This window comes from Phenylobacterium hankyongense (assembly GCF_003254505.1).
Taxonomy (GTDB): Bacteria; Pseudomonadota; Alphaproteobacteria; order Caulobacterales; family Caulobacteraceae; genus Phenylobacterium; species Phenylobacterium hankyongense.
Genome location: NZ_QFYP01000001.1, coordinates 2,063,994 through 2,083,023 on the forward strand (window position 1 = coordinate 2,063,994; position 19,030 = coordinate 2,083,023).

Sequence of the window (19,030 nt, forward strand, 5' to 3'; positions counted from 1 at the left end):
AACACGTCGAGCGGCGCAAGGGCGCCGGATTCGCGCCTCCTCCCCCGTCCTCTTCGGGACAGGGGAGGAGCGGTGAGCGGCTAGGCCGGCTGCTTCTGCTGGTCCTGCGTGGCGCCGGGCAGGGGGCCGCGCTGGAGGGGGAAGAACTTGGGGGCCATCTTCGGCACGGCTTCGGAGAGGATGGTGTCGACCGTCCAGCCCTCTTCCTTGGTGACGGTCTCGATCGGCCGCGGCTGGGAGTAGAGGATGATGTTCTCGCCCGAGGCGCCGAAGATCTGGCCGGAGACGTGGGCGGCGGCGGGGGCGACCATGGCCACGGAGAAGCGGGCCGGCTGGTCGGCGCGGATCTTCTCGGCCATCACCTTGCGGCGCTCGGCGGCGGCCTCGTCCTTGATCGGCACCGACTGGGTCATCCGCGTCCAGGCGACGGGCGCCAGGCAGTTGGCGCGGACGTTGTTGCGCGCGCCCTCCATGGCGATGATCCGCGACAGGCCGGCGATGCCCATCTTGGCCGCGCCGTAGTTGGCCTGGCCGATGTTGCCGAACAGGCCCGAGGTCGAGGTGAAGAACATGTAGGCGCCGTCGTTCTGCTCGCGGAACAGCTCGATGGTGGCGCGGGCGACGTTGAACGAGCCGCGCATGTGCACGTCGATGACCCGGTCCCAGTCCTCTTCGCTCATCTTGTGGAACATCACGTCGCGCAGGATGCCGGCCGGATTGATCACGGCGTGCAGGCCGCCGAAGGTGTCGCGGGCCTGTTCGACCATGCCTTCCACGGCGCGCAGGCTGGTGACGCTGTCGGAGTTGTGGACCGCCTCGCCGCCGGCCGCGCGGATCTCCATGGCGACCTTCTCGGCCGGACCGGCGGAGCCCTCGTCGTCGCCCTTCAGGCCTGCGCCCAGGTCGTTGACCACGACCTTGGCGCCTTCCTGCGCCGCGATCAGCGCGCAATCGCGCCCGATGCCGTTACCGCCGCCTGTAACCAGGACAACCTTACCGTCCAATGCGCCCATCGGCTTATCTCCCTAATGAATGGGAGACAGTTATTCGAGCCGATCCGCCTTGCGCAAGGCGGGAAACAGGGCCGCCCAGACGCCGGTGACGACCACCGCGCCGATGCCGCCGAACAGCGCCGCGCCGATCGGGCCCAGCAGGCGCGCCACCACCCCGCTCTCGAATTCGCCGAGCTCGTTGGACGCGCCCACGAACACCGAGGAGACCGCCGCCACCCGGCCGCGCATGGGGTCCGGGGTCACCAGCTGCACCAGGGTCTGGCGCACGTAGACGCTGAGCATGTCGGCTCCGCCGAGCACAGCCAGCGCCGCCACCGACAGCCACAGGGCGTGGGAGAGCGCGAACACGCAGGTGGCGATGCCGAACAGGGCGACGCCGCCGAACATGAACAGGCCGGCCTTGTGGCGGATCGGATTGGCGGCCAGCGAGAAGGCCACCAGCGTCGCGCCCATGGCCGGCGCGGCGCGCAGGACGCCGAAGCCCTCCGCGCCCACGTGCAGGACGTCGCGGGCGAACACCGGCAGCAGCGCCGTCGCCCCGCCCAGCAGCACCGCGAACAGGTCCAGCGAGATGGCGCCGAAGACGATCTTCTGGCGCCAGACGTAGGCCAGGCCTTCCTTCATCAGCGCCCAGCGCGAGCCCGGCTGGACCTGCGGCTGGGTGGACTTGCGGATCAGGGTCACGGCGAGCGCGGCCACCAGGTAGAGGCCGAAGGTGGTGAAGTAGGCGTGGGCCGGCGAGAGGGCGACCAGCAGGCCGCCGGCCGCGGGGCCGGCGATGGAGGCGGTCTGCCAGGCCAGCGAGTTCCAGGCGATGGCCCGCGGCAGGAGCTTGCGCGGCACCAGCATCGGCCCCATCGCGGTGTTGGCCGGGGCGAAGAAGGCGCGGCTGGCGCCGAACACCGCGGCGATCACCAGCAGCAGCGGGATCGAGGCGACGCCGCGCCAGGTGGCGACCGCCAGGGTGAGGACGCTGATGATCTCGCCGGTGAAGCAGAGCTGCAGCACCCGCTTGCGGTCGTGACGGTCCGCGGCCTCGCCGGCCGGCAGCGTCAGGATCAGCACCGGCAGGAAGGCGGCCAGGCCGATCATCCCGACCATGAAGGCCGACTGCTCGACGGTCATGGTCCGCCGGGCCAGCGAATACATCTGCCAGCCCATGGCCACGCTCTGGATCTGGGCGGCGAAGCTGCCGGTCCAGCGCGAGCACCAGAAGAACAGGTAGTCGCGCTCCCTCAGCAGGGCGCGCGCGGAGGGGACGACGTCCGGAGTTGTCTCGGCCATGTGGCGGGGAAACTGCCCTGCGCCGCGCTGCGCCGCAACGATGCGTTGACGTGGCGGTCCGCAGACCTTACCTGCCGCGCTTCCTGTTGGCGGCCGAGGGGCCCTGACCATGCGACTGCGACGAACCTGGCGCGCCCGACGCGCTTCGATCTGAACCGCCCGCCCGCCGGCGCATTGACCCCGGCTCGCGGTCCCGTCGCCCACGCCTTCAGAGATCCCATGTCCGTACAGCCTCTTCCGCCGTCGCCGGCGCTTACGCTCGACCTTGAACAGCCGCAGGACGCCGCCGCCATCGAGGCCCTGCTCGACCGCGCCTTCGGCCCCGGTCGCTTCACCAAGGTTTCCGAGCGGGTGCGCGAGCTGGCCGAGTTCGCCCCCGAGCTGTCGTTCTGCGCCTGGGAGGACGGCCGGCTGGTCGGCGTCGTGCGCCAGTGGCGCGTGGCGGTGGGCGAGACGCCGGTGGTCTTCCTCGGGCCGCTCGCCGTCGAGCAGGCGCAGCGCAGCGGCGGCGTCGGCGGCCTCTTGGTCGAGCGCGCCTGCGACGCGGCTGCGGCGGCCGGCGAGACCGCCGTCCTGCTGGTCGGCGACGCCCCCTATTTCGGCCGCTTCGGATTTGGCCCCGCCCGCCAGGCGCGGTTGCCGGGCCCGGTGGACCCCCGCCGGGTGCTGGCGCGGCGGTTCGGCGAGGCCGGCGAACTCGCGGGCCCGGTGCGGCCGCGCTGACTCGCCCCCTCCGTCACGCGCTCTGCGGCGCGCGCCACCTCCGCCGTCCTCTTCGGGACAGGGGAGGAGCAGGGTCCGTGCGGGCGCGTCGCCCGCTCCCCAGCTGCGCAGCAGAGAGCGAAGTCCGATGCTTGAGGCGAGCCCCGGCGCCGCCTACCTTGCAGCCATGGCGCAGACGCAGACCCCGCCCGGCCTCGACGGCGTGATCGCTGCGGCGAAGGCCCAGGCCCCCGGGCGCGGCCTGCCGCCGGTGCATCTGTGGAATCCGCCCAACTGCGGCGACATCGACATCGTCATCCGCAAGGACGGCCTGTGGTTCCACGAAGGCACGCCGATCGGGCGCGAGGCCTTGGTGCGGCTGTTCTCGACGGTGCTGCGCAAGGACGACGACGGCGTCTACCTGGTCACGCCGGTGGAGAAGCTGCGGATCACGGTGGAGGACGCGCCGTTCATCGCCACCCGCGTCGATCGGGTGGGCGAGGCGCTGCGGTTCCTGACCAACGTCGGCGACGAGGTGGAGGCGGGACCGGAGAACGCCATCCGCGTGGAGATGGAGCCGGACGGCCAGCCCCGGCCCTACCTGCACGTCCGGCGGGGGCTGGAGGCGCTGATCGCCCGGCCGGTGTTCTACGAGCTGGTGGAGATGGCGCAGGAGCGCGAGACGCCGCAGGGCCCGACCCTGGGCGTGGCCTCCAACGGGGCCTGGTTCCCGGTAGGACCGGCGCGGGCGCACCAACTGTGAACGACACCGCGTCGCCCAGCGAGCTGCGGGCCTGGATCAGCGGACACCTGGACCCCCTGGAGGAGCGCGACCCCGTGCAGGGGATCACCCGCTCCGACTACGACCTCGATCCGGCCCACCGGCCGGCGCACCACGAACCCCTGACCCCGGCCTCGGTGCTGGTGCCGCTGGTGGAGCGCAAGGAAGGGCTGTCGGTGATCCTGACCCGGCGCGCCGACACGCTGCGCCGCCACACCGGACAGGTGGCGCTGCCGGGCGGCCGCCGCGACCCCGGCGAGACGCCCTGGCAGACCGCCCTGCGCGAGGCCGAGGAGGAGATCGGCCTGCACCCCAGCTTCGTGACCCTGGCGGGGCTGTCCACGCCCTACCAGACCGGCACCGGCTACCTGATCACCCCGGTGGTCGGCTTTGTCCGCGAGGGCTTCACCCTGACGCCCAATCCCGCCGAGGTGGCGCACATCTTCGAGACGCCGTTCGGCTACCTGATGGACCCCGCCAACTACGAGCGGCTGGAGCGCGAGGCGCCGGGCGGCGAGACGCGGCGGTTCTACGCCACCACCTACGCCGACCAGTATATCTGGGGCGCGACGGCGGGCATGCTGCGGGCGCTCTACGAACGGCTCTACGGGGCGGCCCTTGCTTAGGATCCTGATCTTTCGCGGCGCCCTGGTGGCCCTGCCGTTCGTGGTCTGGTTCATCTGGCGCGCCTGGGCGCGGCGCACCGGCCGCGAGATGGGAGCGACGCCCTATGCGTGGCTGTTCGCCGCCGGCGCCCTGCTGCTGGGGATCTCGTTGATGGGCACGGCGCTCTTCCACAAGGACAACCAGGGCGACCGCTACGTGCCCGGAGAGGTCATCGCCGGCGGCGCGGTCAGCAAGGGCCATTTCGAACCGCGGGCGCCCAAATGACCGAGATGACCGAGACGTTGGGCCGACGCCCGTGGATGACCGCGCCGGAGACGGCGGCGGTGCTCGACGCCCTGGAGGCGGCGGGCGGGCCCGGCTGCGCCCGCTTCGTCGGCGGCTGTGTGCGCAACGCCCTGATCGGCCGGCCGATCGCCGACATCGACATCGCCACCGTGCTGACGCCCCAGCAGGTGACGCAGGCGCTGGAAGCCGCGGGTATTCGCGCGGTCCCCACCGGCGTCGACCACGGCACCGTCACCGCCGTCTGCCGGCACAAGCCGTTCGAGATCACCACCCTGCGTCGCGACGTCGCCACCGACGGCCGCCGCGCGGTGGTGGCCTTCACCACCGACTGGCTGGAAGACGCCCAGCGGCGCGACTTCACGCTGAACGCGCTGTACGCCGCCCGCGACGGCGGCATCTTCGACCCCACCGGCCATGGGGTGGCCGACGCGCGGGCGGGGCGCATCGTCTTCGTGGGCGAGCCCGAGCAGCGGCTGCGGGAGGACTACCTGCGCATCCTGCGCTTCTTCCGCTTCCTGGCCTGGTACGGGTCGGGCCCGCCGGACGCCGCCGCGGTGGCGGCCTGCGAGGCGCTGAAGGACCAGGTCGCGACGCTGGCCGCCGAACGGATCTCCAGCGAGCTCCTGAAGCTGCTGGCCGCCGACGATCCCCGAGCGTCCGTGGCGCTGATGGCCCGCACCGGCGTGCTGGGGGTGGTGCTGCCCGGGCCGCTGAACCTGGAGCGACTCGACGGCCTGGTGGAGATCGAGAGCGAGCAGCTGTTCGAGACCGACGCCGTGCTGCGGCTGGCGGCCCTGCTGCCCGACGACCAGGTGGGCGCGGCGCAGGCGGCCGAGCGGCTGCGGCTGTCCAACGCCGACCGCGACCGGATCGTCGCGGCGCTGGCGCCGACTCCGGCGCTGAAGAGCTGGATGAGCCCGCGCGAGATCCGCCGCGCGGTCTACCGCGTCGGCCAGAAGGCGTTCCGCGACCGCGCCAAGCTCGCCTGGGCCGCGGCCGGCCGCACGGCGGTGACGCCGCAGTGGCGCGGCATGATCGCGCTCGGCGAAGGCTGGAGCCCGCCGAGCTTCCCGTTGAGCGGCGACGACGTGGTGGCTGCGGGCGTGCCGCGCGGCCCGATGGTCGGCCAGGTGCTGCGCGAGGTGGAGGACTGGTGGATCGACCACGACTTCCTCGACGACAAGCTGAGCGCGGTGGAGAAGCTGAAGGCCGTGGCGCAGGGGATGGCGTATTGAAACTCGGGATCCTCAAGACCGGCGCGCCGCCGCCGGGCGCCCGCGAACGCTTCGGCGGCTATCCGGACATGTTCCGCAAGCTGCTGGGCGAGGACGCCTACGACTATTCGGTGTTCGCGGTCGACGAGGGCGAGCTGCCGGCGAGCCCCGAGGTGTGCGACGCCTGGCTGGTCACCGGCTCCTCCTGCGGGGTCTATGACCCGCTGCCGTGGATCGGCGAGCTCAAGGGCTTCCTGAACGCCGCCAAGGGCCGCGCGCCGCTGGTCGGGATCTGCTTCGGCCACCAGGTGATGGCCGAGGCGTTCGGCGGCAAGGTCATCAAGTCGCCGAAGGGCTGGGGCCTGGGCGAGCACCAGTACGCCGTGCTGCGCGCCGAGGACTGGATGGACGGGCCCGACCACATCCGCCTGCCGGCCTCGCACCAGGACCAGGTGGTCGAGCTGCCGCCGCACGCCGAGGTGATGGCCGCCAACGCCTTCGCGCCGATGGGGGCGCTGGTCTATCGCGACCAGCCGGCGATCTCGCTGCAGCTGCATCCGGAGTTCGAGCCGCAGTACGCCGTGGCGCTGATCGAGGCGCGGCGCGGCAGCCGCTATGCCGACGAGGAGGCGGACCGCGCCATCGCCAGCTACCGAGCGCCTGACGATCGGGCGCGGGTGGGCGGCTGGATCCGAAATTTCCTGGCCCGCGCAACGGCCTGATCGCTGGCGGGTTTAGCCGTCGAGCGTGGGGACGCCCGTCACACGGAGCTTTCGATGGACCGCTGGAAATTCCTGATCGTCGCCGCGAGCGCGGCGGCGGCCCTCGCGGTTGGCCTGGGCGCCCAGGCCGGCGTGCAGAGCTATGCGGGGCCGCATCGGTTCGCGCAGGTCGCCCACGCCGAGTCCGCCGGCGACCTCCGCTAGCGGCCGGACGGCAGGGCGAACGCCGCCAACTGATCGCCGACCCGGCGGGACATGATCGAATTGCCGCCCGCCGTGAACAGCACGTACTGGCGTCCCTTGTAGGTGTAGGTCGCGGGATTGGCGACGGCCGGTGCGTCGACCCTTGCGGACCAGAGCTCGGCCCCGGTCCTGAGGTCCATGGCGCGGACGCGGGAATCCATCGACGCGCCGATGAAGACGATCCCGGTGCGGGTGACCAGCGGCGCGCCCATGGTCACCGAGCCCCACGACTTCGGCATGAAGAAGCCCCACTTCTGGACCGCGCCGAACGGCACGCGCCAAAGCAGGCCGCCGGACCCGAGGTCATAGGCCGACAGCGTCCCGTAGGGCGGCTTCCAGCACGGGGCGCGAAGCCAGTTCAGGAAGTAGGTCTGGCGCACGCCGTAGGGCGAGCCCTCCATCGGGTAGTAGCCCGAAGCCTTCGACGTCCCGGTCGTGGCGTCATAGTCGGCGCGGCTCAGCAGTTGAACGATCATCGCGATGCTGGAGCTGTTGACGACGTAGGTCTGGCTGGCCGGGTCCACCGCGCCGCCGCCCCACTGCACGCCCCCGGCGGTCCCGGGGTAGATCAGGGCGCCGGCCCCCAGGCTGGGCGGCGTGAACCGCCCGTCGTAGCGCAGGCGCGCGGCGTCGCGGCTGCATTGGCCGAGGCTGAAGATATCGCCGAACGCCGACACGCCCGGCCAGCGGTGCGGGGTCACCGGCTCCGGCGTGGCGGTGAAGGGCTGGGTCGGCGCGGCCTCCTCGCCCGGCACGTCCGACTCCGGGACCGGCCGCTCCTCGATCGGAAAGATCGGCTCGCCGGTCAGCCGGTTGAGCACGAAGAACATCCCCTGCTTGGTCGACTGCACCAGCGCCGGGACGACCTCGCCGTTCCGCCGCAGGTCGATCAGCACCGGCGCCGAATTGACGTCGTAGTCCCAGAGGTCGTGGTGGACGAGCTGGCGGCTCCAGACCACCCGGCCGGTGGCCGCGTCGAGCGCCGTCACGGAGTTGGCGAACGGCAGCCTCCCCTTGCGGCGGCCGCCGTAGAAGTCCGGGCTCGGCGAACTCACCGGCACGTAGACGACGCCCGCCTTCGGATCGACCGACATGCTGGCCCAGACGTTGGCGGTTCCGCTCGAGGCCGCGGCCTGCGGCGTCAGCGCATGGAAGGTCCACTTCAGCGCGCCGGTGCGGGCGTCGATGGCGAACACCGTTCCGGGCGGCGCGACCTCCTCGGCCCAGTCCTTGCCCGACCAGCCGATGAACAGGGTGTCCTTGTAGACCGTCGGCGGCTGCAGCTGGGACAGCGGCCACTTGGGATTGGTGGTGTTCCACTGGTTGACGTCGAGCACGCCGCCGCGACCGAACCCCGCGCAGCGACGGCCGGTGTCGGCGTCGACGCCGTGCAGCAGGCCCTCGAGGGTGCCGACGTAGACCATCTTCTGGCACGGCTGGCCGGGCTGCGGCGCCTGCGCCTGCCAGTAGGCCACGCCGCGGCCCTTGAGCTCCGACTGGGTCACGGGCTGGAGCCGGCTGTGCGGGTCATAGACCCACCTGACCTTCCCGGTGTCCGGCGCGACCGCGAAGATCCGATGGAAGGGCGTGCCGACATAGACCGTGTGGTTGACGAAGAGCGGCGTCGCCGACCAGTCGGTCGGCGGGCGCGAGCCCCGGCCGTTGGTCACGTCGCCGGTGCGCAACTCCCAGGCCAGCGCCAGCCGGCGGACGTTCTGCGGGGTGACCTGCGAGGCCGAGGAGGCCTTCTGGGCCATCAGGTCGCCGTTGAACGTCGACCAGACCTGACCGTCGTCCAAGGCGGCGGCGCCGTCGTGCTTCGCGGCCGCGACGGGGACGAAACGCGAGAGGCCGTACTGCCCGAGCGCGGCAACGGCGACGACGGCGCAGGTGATCAGCACCAGCCGGACGGCGCCCCGCGGGGCCGCGCCGACCAGCCAGTTGCGCCCTGGACGCCGCTTATCCTGGGCGACGGGCAGGGCCAGCGACAGCCAGGCCGCCAGGGCCGCCGCCATCAGCGCCAGGAGCAGCCAGGCGTGCAGGAAGTAGGCGGCCAGGGCGGTGCCGAACACGTCGGACAGGACGGCCATCAGCAGGATCCACCGCAACACCCGCGGCGCGGACCTCGACAGCGCCAGCACGACAGCCGCGCCGAACAGCAGCGCCGTGGACCCGGTGACCAGCAGGGCGCCGGCGGTGTGATCGATCCCGCTTCCGCGAAGCCCATACCCCGCGGCAGCCACCAGGACGCCCAAGCCCGCAGCGACGACCAGCGCCCATGCCGTGCCCCGGTCCATCGCCTCGCCCATGCCATGCCGATTCCGCCCAGAACCGTGATTTTCAAGCCGGCGTTCCCGGGGCCGCGAGGAGGCGCGGCGGCGGCGTGGAGAGGATGCCACAACACCCGCAAAAGCGGCCTTTCAGCCGTCTTTTGATCATTCGGGCGCTTGCGGGGGCGCGGTACGGTGGCTCGGGACAGGAGAAGGGAGCGCCCTACTCAGGGCGACAGGCTGATGCTGGGCCGGCTCGGACAACTGTTCACCCGCAGAATTTCTGGCGGGCGCTACGCGGGACTGCTGACGGACTGGAGCGTCTGCGAGGACATCGGCGGCTGCTACTTCCGCGGGGCGATGGAGGATGACCTCCTTGGCCGTTTCCGCCGCGGCGAGCGGATGAGCACGGGCTACGTGCTCGAAGGTCCCGACGAGCAGGGCTGCGTGCGCGCCACCGACGGCCTCTACCGGCTGGCCGCCCTGCCGGACCGCGGCCCGGCGGACACCGGGCGACCGTCCGCCCCCGGGCGGGACCTGCGATGAGCGAGATCCAGCCCGTCACCCCGGCTGCGCCCCGCTGGGCGCGCACCCTGCTCGATCCCGGCCGCCACGCGCAGCCGCAGCGCAGCCGCCCGGCCGAGACGCGTTCGTTCGCGCCCGACGACGACGATTCCCTCGCCCATTTCGAGGCCAGCACGCATTTCGAAGCGCTGTTCCGCGCCGCGCTCGACACCAGCGGGATCGAGGTGGCCGACAGCCCGCTGGTCATGGTGCTGGGCGCCGGCACGGGCGCCAGCGCCGTCGCGCCCTGCCTGCGCCTGTTCCGCGGCTGCCACATCCTGGCGACCGACGAGACCGACCGCGACTTCGCCGGATTGAGCCGCCACCTCCGGCAGAGCGGCGCCGAAGACCGGGTCGCCGTGCTGCAGATGACGCCCGAGGCGCCGCAGGTGGCCCCGGCGTCGCTCGACCTGGTGGCCGGCGCCTTCGTGCTGCATCACCGGGTCGATCCGGACAAGGTGCTGGAGGCGACCGCCCGGGTCCTGAAGCCCGGCGGCCACGCCATCTTCCTCGAGCCGTTCGACGGCTACGGGCTGCTGCGGCTGGCGTTCGAGCGCATCTGCGCCGAGGCGGACCTGCGCAAGGCGCCGCTCGGCGAGGGCGTCCGCGCCGCCCTGGAGGCGGCCATCGCCCAGATCGCCGCCCGCACCATGCCCGATCCCAGCCAGCCGGGCTTCGCCGAGCTGGAGGGGAAGTGGCAGTTCTCGCAGGAATCCATCGCCGCGGCGGCCCGGATCTTCGGCTTCTCGCAGGCGCGGTTCTTCAGCCATCACGACCACCCCACGCTCTATCGCGACCTGGCGCTGCTGCGGCTGCGCGAGCACATGGGCGCGGATCGGGCGGAGCTGCCCGGCTGGGCGGTGGAGGTCCTGAACGGCTTCGACCGGGCGCTGCCGCCGCCGGTCAAGCGGCTGCTGATGCTCGAAGGCAGCATCGTCCTGACGCGCTGAGCGCTCCTTAGGGCCAGCTCACCATCGGCGGCATGGAAGACAGGATGGTCTCGATGTTGCCGCCGGCCTTGAGCCCGAAGGTGGTGCCGCGGTCGTAGAGCAGGTTGAACTCCACGTAGCGGCCGCGCTGGACCAGCTGGGCCTGGCGGTCCTCCTCGGTCCACGGCTCGTCCATCCGGTGGCGGACGATCTTCGGATAGACCTCCAGGAAGGCCTCGCCCACCGCCTGGGTGAAGGCGAAGTCGCGCTCGAAGTCGCCGGAGTCGTGGCGGTCGTAGAAGATGCCGCCGACCCCGCGCGGCTCCTTGCGGTGCGGCAGGTAGAAGTACTCGTCGCACCAGGCCTTGTAGCGGCCGTACCATTCGGGATCGAAGGCGTCGCAGGCGGCCTGCATCGCGCGGTGGAAGAGCACCGCGTCGTCGGCGTCCTGGCTGCGCTGCTCCGGCAGCATCGGCGTCAGGTCCGCGCCGCCGCCGAACCAGCTGACCGCCGTCGACAGGAAGCGGGTGTTCAAGTGCACGGTCGGCGCCCGCGGCGAGCGCGGGTGGACGATCAGGCTGATGCTGGCCGAGACGTAGGACGGGTCCTTGTCCGCGCCCGGCATGGTCGCCGCCATCTCCGGCGAGAAGCGGCTGGTCGCCGCCGAGGTGTGCACGCAGGCCTTTTCGAACAGCCGGCCCTTGAAGTAGCCGCCGATGCCGCCGCCGACCCCGGTCTCGCGGGTCCAGGGCCGCATCTCGAAGCGGCCGGCCGGCTCGGGGTAGAGCTCGGCCGGCGCCTCGTCCTCCAGCCGCTCGAGCTCGGCGCAGATGCGCTGCTGCAGGCTCTCGAACCAGGCCTGGGCGCGGGCGCGCCGCTGTTCGATCTCGCCGGTCAAGTTGGGGGGCGTGAGGTTGGACATGGCGCGCTTGCTAGCCGGTTCCTGCCGCGGTTGGGAAGCCGTTCGTCTGCCGCAGCGCCTCGCCCAGCGCCATCGCCGCTGCGGTGACGACGTTCAGCGAACGCGCGCCCGCGGCCAGCGGAATGTAGAGCCGGGCGTCGGCGGCCTGGTGGACCTCGAACGGCGCGCCGGCGCTCTCGCGGCCGAACAGCAGGACGTCGCCCGGCCGATAGCCGAACGCCTGGAACGGCTGGGCCCCGCGGGTGGTGAAAAGCAGCAGCCTCCCCTCGGCGCGCCGGGGATTTTCGAGGAACTGCGTCCAGCTGGCGTGGCGTTCGACCTCGGCGCGATCGCCGTAATCCAGCGCCGCGCGGCGCACGGAACTGTCGGAAAGCGGGAAGCCGCAGGGCTCGATGACGTCCACCGCGACGTCCAGGCAAGCGCCCAGTCTTAAGGCGGCGCCGAGGTTTTGCGGAATGTCCGGTTGAAAAAGCGCCAAACGCATTCTAAGCGATCCGCCACGGGATAGGTCGGGGCTCGAGGGACGAATCACGGAAACGCCGCGCGAAGCTTCGCTGGCGGTTCCGGGAAACAAGTCCTGCCCACGACCTGTCCCCAGATAGGCCCTTTACCAGAGCGTCTGGACGGGTCCAAAGGCTGGGCGCTCTCGGTACGCGAAGAGGGCCTTAAATCGAAGGGTAGCTTTAGGTGGCCGACACCGTCGTGGGCGCAAATCCCGATCCGCATGCTTTGGGCGATGACCCGAGCCGTCGTGACTTCATCCATATCGCCACAGGGGCGGCCGCCGTGGGCGCCGTCGCGGCGCTGGCCTGGCCGTTCATCGACCAGATGAACCCGGCCGGCGACACTCTGGCGCTCGCCTCCATCGAGTTCGACCTGAGCAAGGTCGCCGAGGGGCAGCAGGTGGTGGTGAAGTGGCGCGGCAAGCCGCTGTTCGTCCGCTACCGGACGCCGGCGGAGATCGCCGCGGCCATCAAGGACGACCACGCCGAGCTGCGCGACCCGCAGACCGACGAGCAGCGTCACAAGCCGGGCAAGGCCCAGTGGCTGATCCTGGTCGGCACCTGCACCCACCTGGGCTGCGTGCCGACCTTCGGCGGCGGTGAGTACGGCGGCTGGTTCTGCCCGTGCCACGGCTCGGTCTACGACACCTCCGGGCGTATCCGTAAGGGCCCCGCGCCGCTGAATCTCGCGGTGCCGGACTACGCCTTCCTCTCTGACACCAAGGTCAAGGTCGGCTGACAAGATGAGCGGACATTCCACATACGAGCCCAAGACGGGCTTCGAGCGCTGGATGGATATGCGCCTGCCGATCATTCGGATGGCGCATGACACGGCCCTCAGCTTCCCGACCCCGAAGAACCTGAACTACTGGTGGACCTTCGGCGGCATCCTGGCCCTCATGCTGGTGCTGCAGATCGTCACCGGCATCGTGCTGGCCATGCACTACGTGCCGCACGTCGACTACGCCTTCGCCTCGGTCGAACGCATCATGCGCGACGTCAACTACGGTTGGCTGATCCGCTACATGCACGCCAACGGCGCCTCGATGTTCTTCGTCGCGGTCTACATCCACATCTTCCGCAACCTCTACTACGGCTCCTACAAGGCGCCGCGGGAGGTGCTGTGGATCCTGGGCTGCATCATCTACCTCCTGATGATGGCCACGGCCTTCATGGGCTACGTGCTGCCCTGGGGCCAGATGAGCTTCCACGGCGCGGTGGTGATCACCAACCTGTTCGGCGCCCTGCCGGTGGTCGGCCCGGCCATCACCACCTGGCTGTGGGGCGGCTTCGCGGTCGACGACCCGACGCTGAACCGCTTCTTCTCGCTGCACTACCTGCTGCCGTTCATGATCGCGGGCGTCGTGGCCCTGCACATCTGGGCGCTGCACGTGCCGGGCAACAACAACCCGACCGGCGTGAACGTGAAGTCCAAAGAGGACACCGTGCCCTTCCACCCGTACTACACGGTGAAGGACGGCTTCGCGATCGGCGTGTTCCTGCTGCTGTTCGGCTCCTTCGTGTTCTGGAACCCGAACGTCCTCGGCCACGCCGACAACTACATCCCGGCCAACCCGCTGGTGACCCCGTCGCACATCGTGCCCGAATGGTACTTCCTGCCGTTCTACGCGATCCTGCGGGCGGTCCCGAACAAGCTGGCCGGCGTGCTCGGCATGTTCGGCGCCATCGCGGTGCTGTTCGTCCTGCCCTGGCTCGACACCTCGAAGGTGCGCTCCATGCGCTACCGGCCGACGGCGCGGCTCTACTTCTTCATCTTCCTGCTGGCCTGCATCGTGCTCGGCTTCTGCGGGGCCAAGCTGCCGGACGATCCGGTGATCCCGGGGGTGACCAGCTTCACGCTGATCGACTCCGACCTGAACAGCTACGTCTGGCTGTCGCGGATCGCCGCCCTCTACTACTTCGTCTACTTCCTGGTGATCACGCCGATCCTGGGTCTCACCGAGACCCCGCTGCCGGTGCCGGAGTCGATCTCCGCGCCCGTCCTGTCGCATCCCGCCACCGCGCCCGTGGGCGCCGTGGCGTCGCCTGAAAAGAAGGGTTGAGCCTAGATGCTGCGCAAAGTTCTGGCTCTCGCGGCGCTTGGGCTCGCCTTCGTCGCGGGCCCCTCGCTCGCGGCCACCACCCACGAGGAGCCGAAGGACGTCCACTGGTCGTTCGAGGGCCCGGTGGGCAAGTTCGACACGGAACAGCTGCAACGGGGCTACAAGGTCTATCGCGAGGTCTGCTCGGCCTGCCACGCGATGAACCTGATGTACTTCCGCAACCTCGGTCAGAAGGGCGGACCGTTCTACGATCCGAAGTACCCGAACTCGAACGAGAACCCCTATGTGAAGTCGCTGGCCAAGGACATCCAGGTCCCTGACATCGACTCCGAGACCGGCGACGTGATCCACCGTCCCGCCACGCCGGCCGACAAGTTCCCGTCGCCGTTCCCGAACGAGCCGGCGGCGCGGGCCTCCAACGGCGGCGCCCTGCCGCCGGACCTGTCGGTCATCGCCAAGGCGCGCGAAGGCGGACCGGCCTATGTCTATTCGATCCTCACCGGCTTCGGACCCCCGCCCAAGGGCCTCACGGTGCCGCCGGGCAAGTACTACAACCCCTTCATGCCGGGCGACCTGACGTCGTTCTGGACCGGCCCCAAGGACAAGGTGCCGGAGGGCGGCTTCATCGCCATGCCGCCGCCGCTGGCGCCGGGCAAGGTGACCTTCGACGACGGCAAGCCGTCGACGGTGGCCCAGCAGGCCGACGACGTCGCCGCCTTCCTGATGTGGGCCGCCGAGCCCAAGATGGAGGAGCGCAAGCAGTTCGGCCTGGGCGCGATGATCTACCTGCTGATCTTCACCGGCCTGCTGTACGCCAGCTACCGCCGCATCTGGCGCAACGTCGCCCACTAGGCGCGGCGCCGATCCGATCTGCAGAGGGGCCCCGGCGACGCCGGGGCCCCTTTTGCATGCGCCTGAGCGGGCCGGGCCTAGCCGTCGGGCGCCAGCAGCAGCCGGCCGTTGGGGAAGTCGAAGCGCAGGCGGTAGCGGGCGAGCACGGGCGTGCCGATCTCCCCGGCCGGGCCGCCGTCCTGCGCCTTCAGCAGGCCGGCCGGGAGATTTTCGGAGAGCGCGCCGGCGAAGGACAGCGCCCGCAGGCGGGGCCGCGCCACGCCGTAGGGATAGAGCTCTTGCGGTTTGCTTGCGCCGGGCGCGGCGGCGAGGTCGTCGGCCAGCCGCACCGCCCGCTCGCCTCCGGTGGCCGGCGCGAAGGGCCCGCTCAGGGTCCGTCCGCCGTCGGAGACCGCCGCGGCGACCGTCGGGGTGTCGCCGGTCCAGGTGAGGGGCAGGGCGGTGGCGCGGCCGAACGGCGGCGCCTCGCCAGGCCGGCTCAGGACCACCCGGCAGGGGGCGAACCGCACGTCCACCACGAAGGCGCGCAGGACGTCGGCGCCGATCACCCCGGCGATGGGGGTGGGCAGGGCGCCGGTGCGCATGTCGAGCCCGGCCACCGCCACCGGCTGGCCGGTCAGCCGCATCCCGCCGATCCGCACCTCGCCCTTGAGCGCGGTGTCGGCGAAGCCCGCGCCCTGGGCCTGGGTCTCGCCCAGCTGGGTGTGCGCGGTGGCGGTGTCGAGCACATAGTCGCCGGCCACGCCCATCACCTCGGCCGGGACCACGACCACGCCGCCCTCGAACCAGCAGGCGGTTTCCGCCGCATGCGCCGCGGGGGCCGCGGCGAGCCCGGCTCCCAGGGCGAGGACGGCGACGGGGGCGAGGCGGGCGATGGGGGCGAGGGGGCGTTTCACGGGCGGACCGGCCTCAGCATAGCCAAGCTCGGCGGCCTCCGCGACGGCCCAAATCTCGGCGTGGACGGCGGAATGCGCCTTACGCCTGCCCCACAGGATCGGCATAAGGGCGGCCATGGCCTTCACGCGCGCGTGGCGCAATTTCAAACGCATGCAGGACATGACGGTCGCCGTCGCGAGCCTGATCTACGCCGCCGCCGCGGTGCACGGCTTCAGCCGCCTGCCGGGCGACGCCACCATGGTGCTGCGCTGGATCCTGCTCTGGCCGCTGCTCTACCTGCTGCCGTCGCTGGTGGCGCCGCTGGTGATCCCGCCGCTGCGCCGCTGGCTCGCCAAATACGTCTGGATGAGCTTCCAGGCCGGCTTCGGCCAGACGCCGGGCTCGATCGTCACCGGGCTGATCCTGCTGATGGGCGCGGCGCTGTTCATCTACTGGCAGATCGCCGCGGTGGCCGCGACCGGCACCTATCGCGCCAACGTCTTCGCGGCCTACGCGGCCGGCATCGGCATCCTGGCGGCCCAGGCGGTGCTGGTGCGCACCCTGGAGCGCCTGCCCGACGTCCGCGCGCGGATCACCGAGCCCGAAGCCTAGACGTCGCCGCGGCCCGCGCCGTTGCGGGCGAACAGGGCGAGCGTCCGCAGGCGCGACAGGTGCGCGGACTCGGCGTCGTAGCCGTTCGGCGCGACGAAGGCGTGGCCGGCGTCATAGAGGTAGACCGGCAGCTCCGGATGGCGCGCGGTGATCGCCTCGACCGCCGGCGGCGGGATCAGCTCATCGCGCTTGCCGAGGTGCAGGATGGTCGCGACCTTGGGCGTCTCGTCGAGGTAGTCGACGATCTGGCCGCCATAGAAGGAGGCCACCGCTGACAGGCCCCGGCAGCGGGCGGCCGCCAGCCAGGCCACCGTGCCGCCGAAGCAGAAGCCGAGCGCGAACACCGGCGGCGCCAGCGCGTCGATCGCCGCCTGCACCCCGTCCAGCACGTCGGCGCCCCAGTGGGCGGCCTCCGCGAAGCCGTTCTGCCGGGCGTAGAGCTCGGGGTCGGTGTCGCGTTCCGCGAAGCCGCGCCGGAAACGGTCGAAGAGGCTGGGGACGATGACCTCGTAGCCCGCCTCGGCATAGCCGTCCGCCAGCTCGCGCAGGTGGGGCGTCACGCCCCAGATCGCATGGCAGATGACCAGCCCGCCGCGCCGCGCGTCGGTCACCGGAGCGTGGTAGGCGTCGAACTCGAAACCGTCGGCGGCGCTGGTCAGCCGCAGCGTCTCGCCCATGGCCTCAGGCCTTGTCGAACAGTTCGAGCGTGCGGTGGCGCGCCAGGTCGGCGGCCTCGGCGTTGTAGCGCTCGGGGCTCTCGTTGTTGAAGCCGTGCCCGGCGCCTTCGTAGATGTGCACCGGCACCTGCGGGTGGTGCGCCGCGATCGCCGCAGCCACCTCGTCGGCGGGGATGCCGGCGTCGGTGCGGCCCAGGTGGACGACCACCGGGCACTTGGGCTCCAGCGCGGCGTTGGCCGCCACCAGGCTGCCGTAGTAGCTCGACGCCGCGGCGAGGCCGTCGACCTGGCCGGACGCCAGCCAGGCCAGCGAGCCGCCGTAGCAGTAGCCGACCACGCAGACCTTCTCGCCGCGGGTCTTCAGGAAGTCGCGGCAGGCGGCGATGTCGCCCAGCGCCTGCTCCAGGGGCGTGGCCCGGGCGTGGGCCACGCCGGCCTGCAGGCCCTCCGGGTCGTGGGCGGCGGTGAAGCCGAACTCGCGGCGGTCGTAGAGCGAGGGCGCGATCGCCTCGTAGCCCATCTTCGCCCAGCGCGCGACGTCGGCCCGGATGTGGCGGTCGATGCCGAAGATCTCCTGGATGACGACGACCCCGCCCTTGCGCGGCGTGAACGCGCCTTCGTGGTAGGCGGAGAACTCGAAGCCGTCCGCGCCTGCGATCCTGATCGTCTCGCCCATCCTGCCCTCCAGCCTGTCGGCTATACGTTGAAGCGGAAATTCATCACGTCGCCGTCCTGGACGACATACTCCTTGCCCTCCTGGCGGAACTTGCCGGCCTCGCGCGCGCCGGCCTCGCCCTTCAGCCGGACGTAGTCCTCATAGGCGATGGTTTCGGCGCGGATGAAGCCCTTCTCGAAGTCGGTGTGGATGACGCCGGCCGCCTGCGGGGCGGTGTCGCCCTTGTGGATCGTCCAGGCGCGCGCCTCCTTGGGGCCGACCGTGAAGTAGGTCTGCAGGCCGAGCAGGTGGTAGGCCTCGCGGATCAGCTTGTTGAGGCCCGGCTCGGCGAGCCCCAGGGTCTCCAGGAACTCGCCGCGCTCAGCGGCGTCGAGCATGGCGATCTCGCTTTCGATCTGGGCGGAGATCACCACCGAGTCGGCGCCGTCGCGCTGGGCGCGCTCGGCCACCAGCCGCGACATCTCGTTGCCGGTGGCGGCGGAGGCCTCGTCGACGTTGGCGACATAGAGCGCCGGCTTCGAGGTCAGCAGCTGCAGCATGCGCCAAGCCTTGTCGTCCTCCTCGGACACCTTGGCCTTGCGGGCCGGGCGGCCGGCGTTCAGCTCGGTCAGAGCGAGCTGCACCAAGCGCAGGGTCTGGGCGGACTCCTTGTCGCCGGTCTTGGCGCGCTTCTCGAGGTTGGAGACCCGCTTCTCCAGGCTCTCGAGGTCGGCGAGCATCAGCTCGGTCTCGATGGTCTCGAGGTCGGCCAGGGGATCGACCTTGCCCTCGACGTGCGTCACGTCGTCGTCGATGAAGCAGCGGGTGACGAAGGCCACCGCGTCAGTGTCGCGGATATTGGCCAGGAACTGGTTGCCCAGGCCCTCGCCCTTGGAGGCGCCGCGCACCAGGCCGGCCACGTCGACGAAGTTGATCCGCGCCGGGATGATCTCCTTCGACGGGATGATGGCGGCGAGCGCGTCCAGCCGCGGCTCCGGCACCGCCACGTCGCCGACGTTCGGCTCGATGGTGCAGAACGGATAGTTCGCGGCCTGGGCGGCGGCGGTCTGGGTGAGCGCATTGAACAGCGTCGACTTGCCCACGTTGGGCAGGCCGACGATGGCGACTTTCAGGGCCATGGAGAGTGGAGCTTCCTTTTCGAGGCCGCCGGACCTAGCACGCAGGGGCCGGCTAACAAACCCGCTCATCCCCGCGAAAGCGGGGACCCAGGTGTTT

General features: G+C 71.2%; 22 protein-coding genes. 13 read left to right on the top strand and 9 right to left on the bottom strand.

Annotation, left to right across the window (positions count from 1 at the left end):
* Positions 1–80 precede the first annotated feature (80 nt).
* Complete coding sequence (locus tag DJ021_RS10025; protein WP_111457411.1) at positions 81–1,013, bottom strand: SDR family NAD(P)-dependent oxidoreductase; 933 nt, start codon at positions 1,011–1,013, stop codon at positions 81–83.
* Positions 1,014–1,043: 30 nt separating this feature from the next.
* On the bottom strand, positions 1,044–2,297 hold the full coding sequence (locus DJ021_RS10030; protein ID WP_111457412.1) for an MFS transporter: 1,254 nt from the start codon (positions 2,295–2,297) through the stop codon (positions 1,044–1,046).
* Between the two features lie 219 nt (positions 2,298–2,516).
* On the opposite strand from DJ021_RS10030, the gene DJ021_RS10035 reads away from it, so the two are divergent.
* The 7 genes from DJ021_RS10035 to DJ021_RS18880 all read left to right on the top strand — a co-directional run bounded on the left by DJ021_RS10035 (position 2,517) and on the right by DJ021_RS18880 (position 6,832).
* Positions 2,517–3,020, top strand: a complete 504-nt coding sequence (locus tag DJ021_RS10035) for a GNAT family N-acetyltransferase (protein ID WP_111457413.1) — start codon at positions 2,517–2,519, stop codon at positions 3,018–3,020.
* A 166-nt stretch (positions 3,021–3,186) separates the two neighbouring features.
* The gene (locus DJ021_RS10040; protein ID WP_111457414.1) at positions 3,187–3,762 is read left to right on the top strand and encodes a DUF1285 domain-containing protein; all 576 of its coding nucleotides are present in this window, start codon (positions 3,187–3,189) and stop codon (positions 3,760–3,762) included.
* Positions 3,759–4,406, top strand: coding sequence for a CoA pyrophosphatase (locus DJ021_RS10045; RefSeq protein ID WP_165837171.1), 648 nt, complete (start codon positions 3,759–3,761; stop codon positions 4,404–4,406). The genes DJ021_RS10040 and DJ021_RS10045 overlap by 4 nt, the downstream gene beginning before the upstream one ends.
* Positions 4,399–4,671 (top strand): hypothetical protein, encoded by a 273-nt coding sequence (locus DJ021_RS10050; RefSeq protein WP_111457415.1) that lies wholly within the window; start codon positions 4,399–4,401, stop codon positions 4,669–4,671. The genes DJ021_RS10045 and DJ021_RS10050 overlap by 8 nt, the downstream gene beginning before the upstream one ends.
* Positions 4,672–4,676: 5 nt before the next feature.
* Positions 4,677–5,927, top strand: coding sequence for a CCA tRNA nucleotidyltransferase (locus tag DJ021_RS10055; RefSeq protein WP_111459054.1), 1,251 nt, complete (start codon positions 4,677–4,679; stop codon positions 5,925–5,927).
* Positions 5,924–6,628, top strand: a complete 705-nt coding sequence (locus DJ021_RS10060; RefSeq protein ID WP_165837172.1) for a glutamine amidotransferase-related protein — start codon at positions 5,924–5,926, stop codon at positions 6,626–6,628. Before DJ021_RS10055 ends, DJ021_RS10060 begins: the two co-directional genes overlap by 4 nt.
* Positions 6,629–6,682: 54 nt before the next feature.
* A complete protein-coding gene (locus DJ021_RS18880; RefSeq protein WP_165837173.1) occupies positions 6,683–6,832 on the top strand; it encodes a hypothetical protein in 150 nt (49 codons plus the stop codon).
* Here DJ021_RS18880 and DJ021_RS10065 read toward each other — a convergent pair.
* The gene (locus DJ021_RS10065) at positions 6,829–9,180 is read right to left on the bottom strand and encodes a pyrroloquinoline quinone-dependent dehydrogenase (RefSeq protein ID WP_207801801.1); all 2,352 of its coding nucleotides are present in this window, start codon (positions 9,178–9,180) and stop codon (positions 6,829–6,831) included. The genes DJ021_RS18880 and DJ021_RS10065 overlap by 4 nt on opposite strands.
* A 204-nt stretch (positions 9,181–9,384) precedes the next feature.
* Between DJ021_RS10065 and DJ021_RS10070 the strand changes: the two genes are divergently transcribed.
* The gene (locus DJ021_RS10070) at positions 9,385–9,687 is read left to right on the top strand and encodes a hypothetical protein (RefSeq protein ID WP_111457416.1); all 303 of its coding nucleotides are present in this window, start codon (positions 9,385–9,387) and stop codon (positions 9,685–9,687) included.
* Positions 9,684–10,655: a class I SAM-dependent methyltransferase gene (locus DJ021_RS10075; protein WP_111457417.1), complete on the top strand. Its 972-nt coding sequence runs from the start codon at positions 9,684–9,686 to the stop codon at positions 10,653–10,655. Before DJ021_RS10070 ends, DJ021_RS10075 begins: the two co-directional genes overlap by 4 nt.
* A gap of 7 nt (positions 10,656–10,662) precedes the next feature.
* Here DJ021_RS10075 and hemF read toward each other — a convergent pair whose 3' ends face one another.
* Both hemF and DJ021_RS10085 read right to left on the bottom strand, forming a co-directional pair.
* Positions 10,663–11,556, bottom strand: a complete 894-nt coding sequence (hemF, locus tag DJ021_RS10080; protein ID WP_111457418.1) for an oxygen-dependent coproporphyrinogen oxidase — start codon at positions 11,554–11,556, stop codon at positions 10,663–10,665.
* Between the two features lie 10 nt (positions 11,557–11,566).
* On the bottom strand, positions 11,567–12,040 hold the full coding sequence (locus tag DJ021_RS10085) for a tRNA (cytidine(34)-2'-O)-methyltransferase (protein ID WP_111457419.1): 474 nt from the start codon (positions 12,038–12,040) through the stop codon (positions 11,567–11,569).
* Between the two features lie 203 nt (positions 12,041–12,243).
* Here DJ021_RS10085 and petA point away from each other — a divergent pair, with 203 nt between their 5' ends.
* From petA to DJ021_RS10100, 3 genes are read left to right on the top strand one after another with little or no spacing between them, the layout of a single operon-like run.
* Entirely contained in the window at positions 12,244–12,798 is a 555-nt protein-coding gene (gene petA / locus DJ021_RS10090; protein ID WP_111457420.1) for a ubiquinol-cytochrome c reductase iron-sulfur subunit, read from the top strand.
* A 4-nt stretch (positions 12,799–12,802) separates the two neighbouring features.
* A complete protein-coding gene (locus DJ021_RS10095) occupies positions 12,803–14,122 on the top strand; it encodes a cytochrome b (protein WP_111457421.1) in 1,320 nt (439 codons plus the stop codon).
* A 6-nt stretch (positions 14,123–14,128) separates the two neighbouring features.
* The gene (locus tag DJ021_RS10100; protein ID WP_111457422.1) at positions 14,129–14,974 is read left to right on the top strand and encodes a cytochrome c1; all 846 of its coding nucleotides are present in this window, start codon (positions 14,129–14,131) and stop codon (positions 14,972–14,974) included.
* Positions 14,975–15,051: 77 nt separating this feature from the next.
* On the opposite strand, the gene DJ021_RS10105 is transcribed toward DJ021_RS10100, so the two are convergent.
* Positions 15,052–15,870 carry a pepsin/retropepsin-like aspartic protease family protein gene (locus tag DJ021_RS10105; protein WP_133254981.1) on the bottom strand — a complete coding sequence of 273 codons (819 nt, stop codon included), beginning with the start codon at positions 15,868–15,870 and terminating at the stop codon, positions 15,052–15,054.
* 115 nt (positions 15,871–15,985) lie between these two features.
* Between DJ021_RS10105 and DJ021_RS10110 the strand changes: the two genes are divergently transcribed.
* Entirely contained in the window at positions 15,986–16,462 is a 477-nt protein-coding gene (locus DJ021_RS10110; RefSeq protein WP_111457424.1) for a hypothetical protein, read from the top strand.
* Here the strand turns inward: DJ021_RS10110 and DJ021_RS10115 are convergent.
* From DJ021_RS10115 to ychF, 3 genes are read right to left on the bottom strand one after another with little or no spacing between them, the layout of a single operon-like run.
* Positions 16,459–17,139 carry a dienelactone hydrolase family protein gene (locus tag DJ021_RS10115; protein WP_111457425.1) on the bottom strand — a complete coding sequence of 227 codons (681 nt, stop codon included), beginning with the start codon at positions 17,137–17,139 and terminating at the stop codon, positions 16,459–16,461. The two genes, DJ021_RS10110 and DJ021_RS10115, sit on opposite strands and share 4 nt — an antisense overlap.
* A 4-nt stretch (positions 17,140–17,143) precedes the next feature.
* The gene (locus tag DJ021_RS10120) at positions 17,144–17,815 is read right to left on the bottom strand and encodes a dienelactone hydrolase family protein (protein WP_111457426.1); all 672 of its coding nucleotides are present in this window, start codon (positions 17,813–17,815) and stop codon (positions 17,144–17,146) included.
* A gap of 20 nt (positions 17,816–17,835) precedes the next feature.
* Entirely contained in the window at positions 17,836–18,933 is a 1,098-nt protein-coding gene (gene ychF, locus DJ021_RS10125) for a redox-regulated ATPase YchF (RefSeq protein WP_111457427.1), read from the bottom strand.
* Positions 18,934–19,030 lie beyond the last annotated feature (97 nt).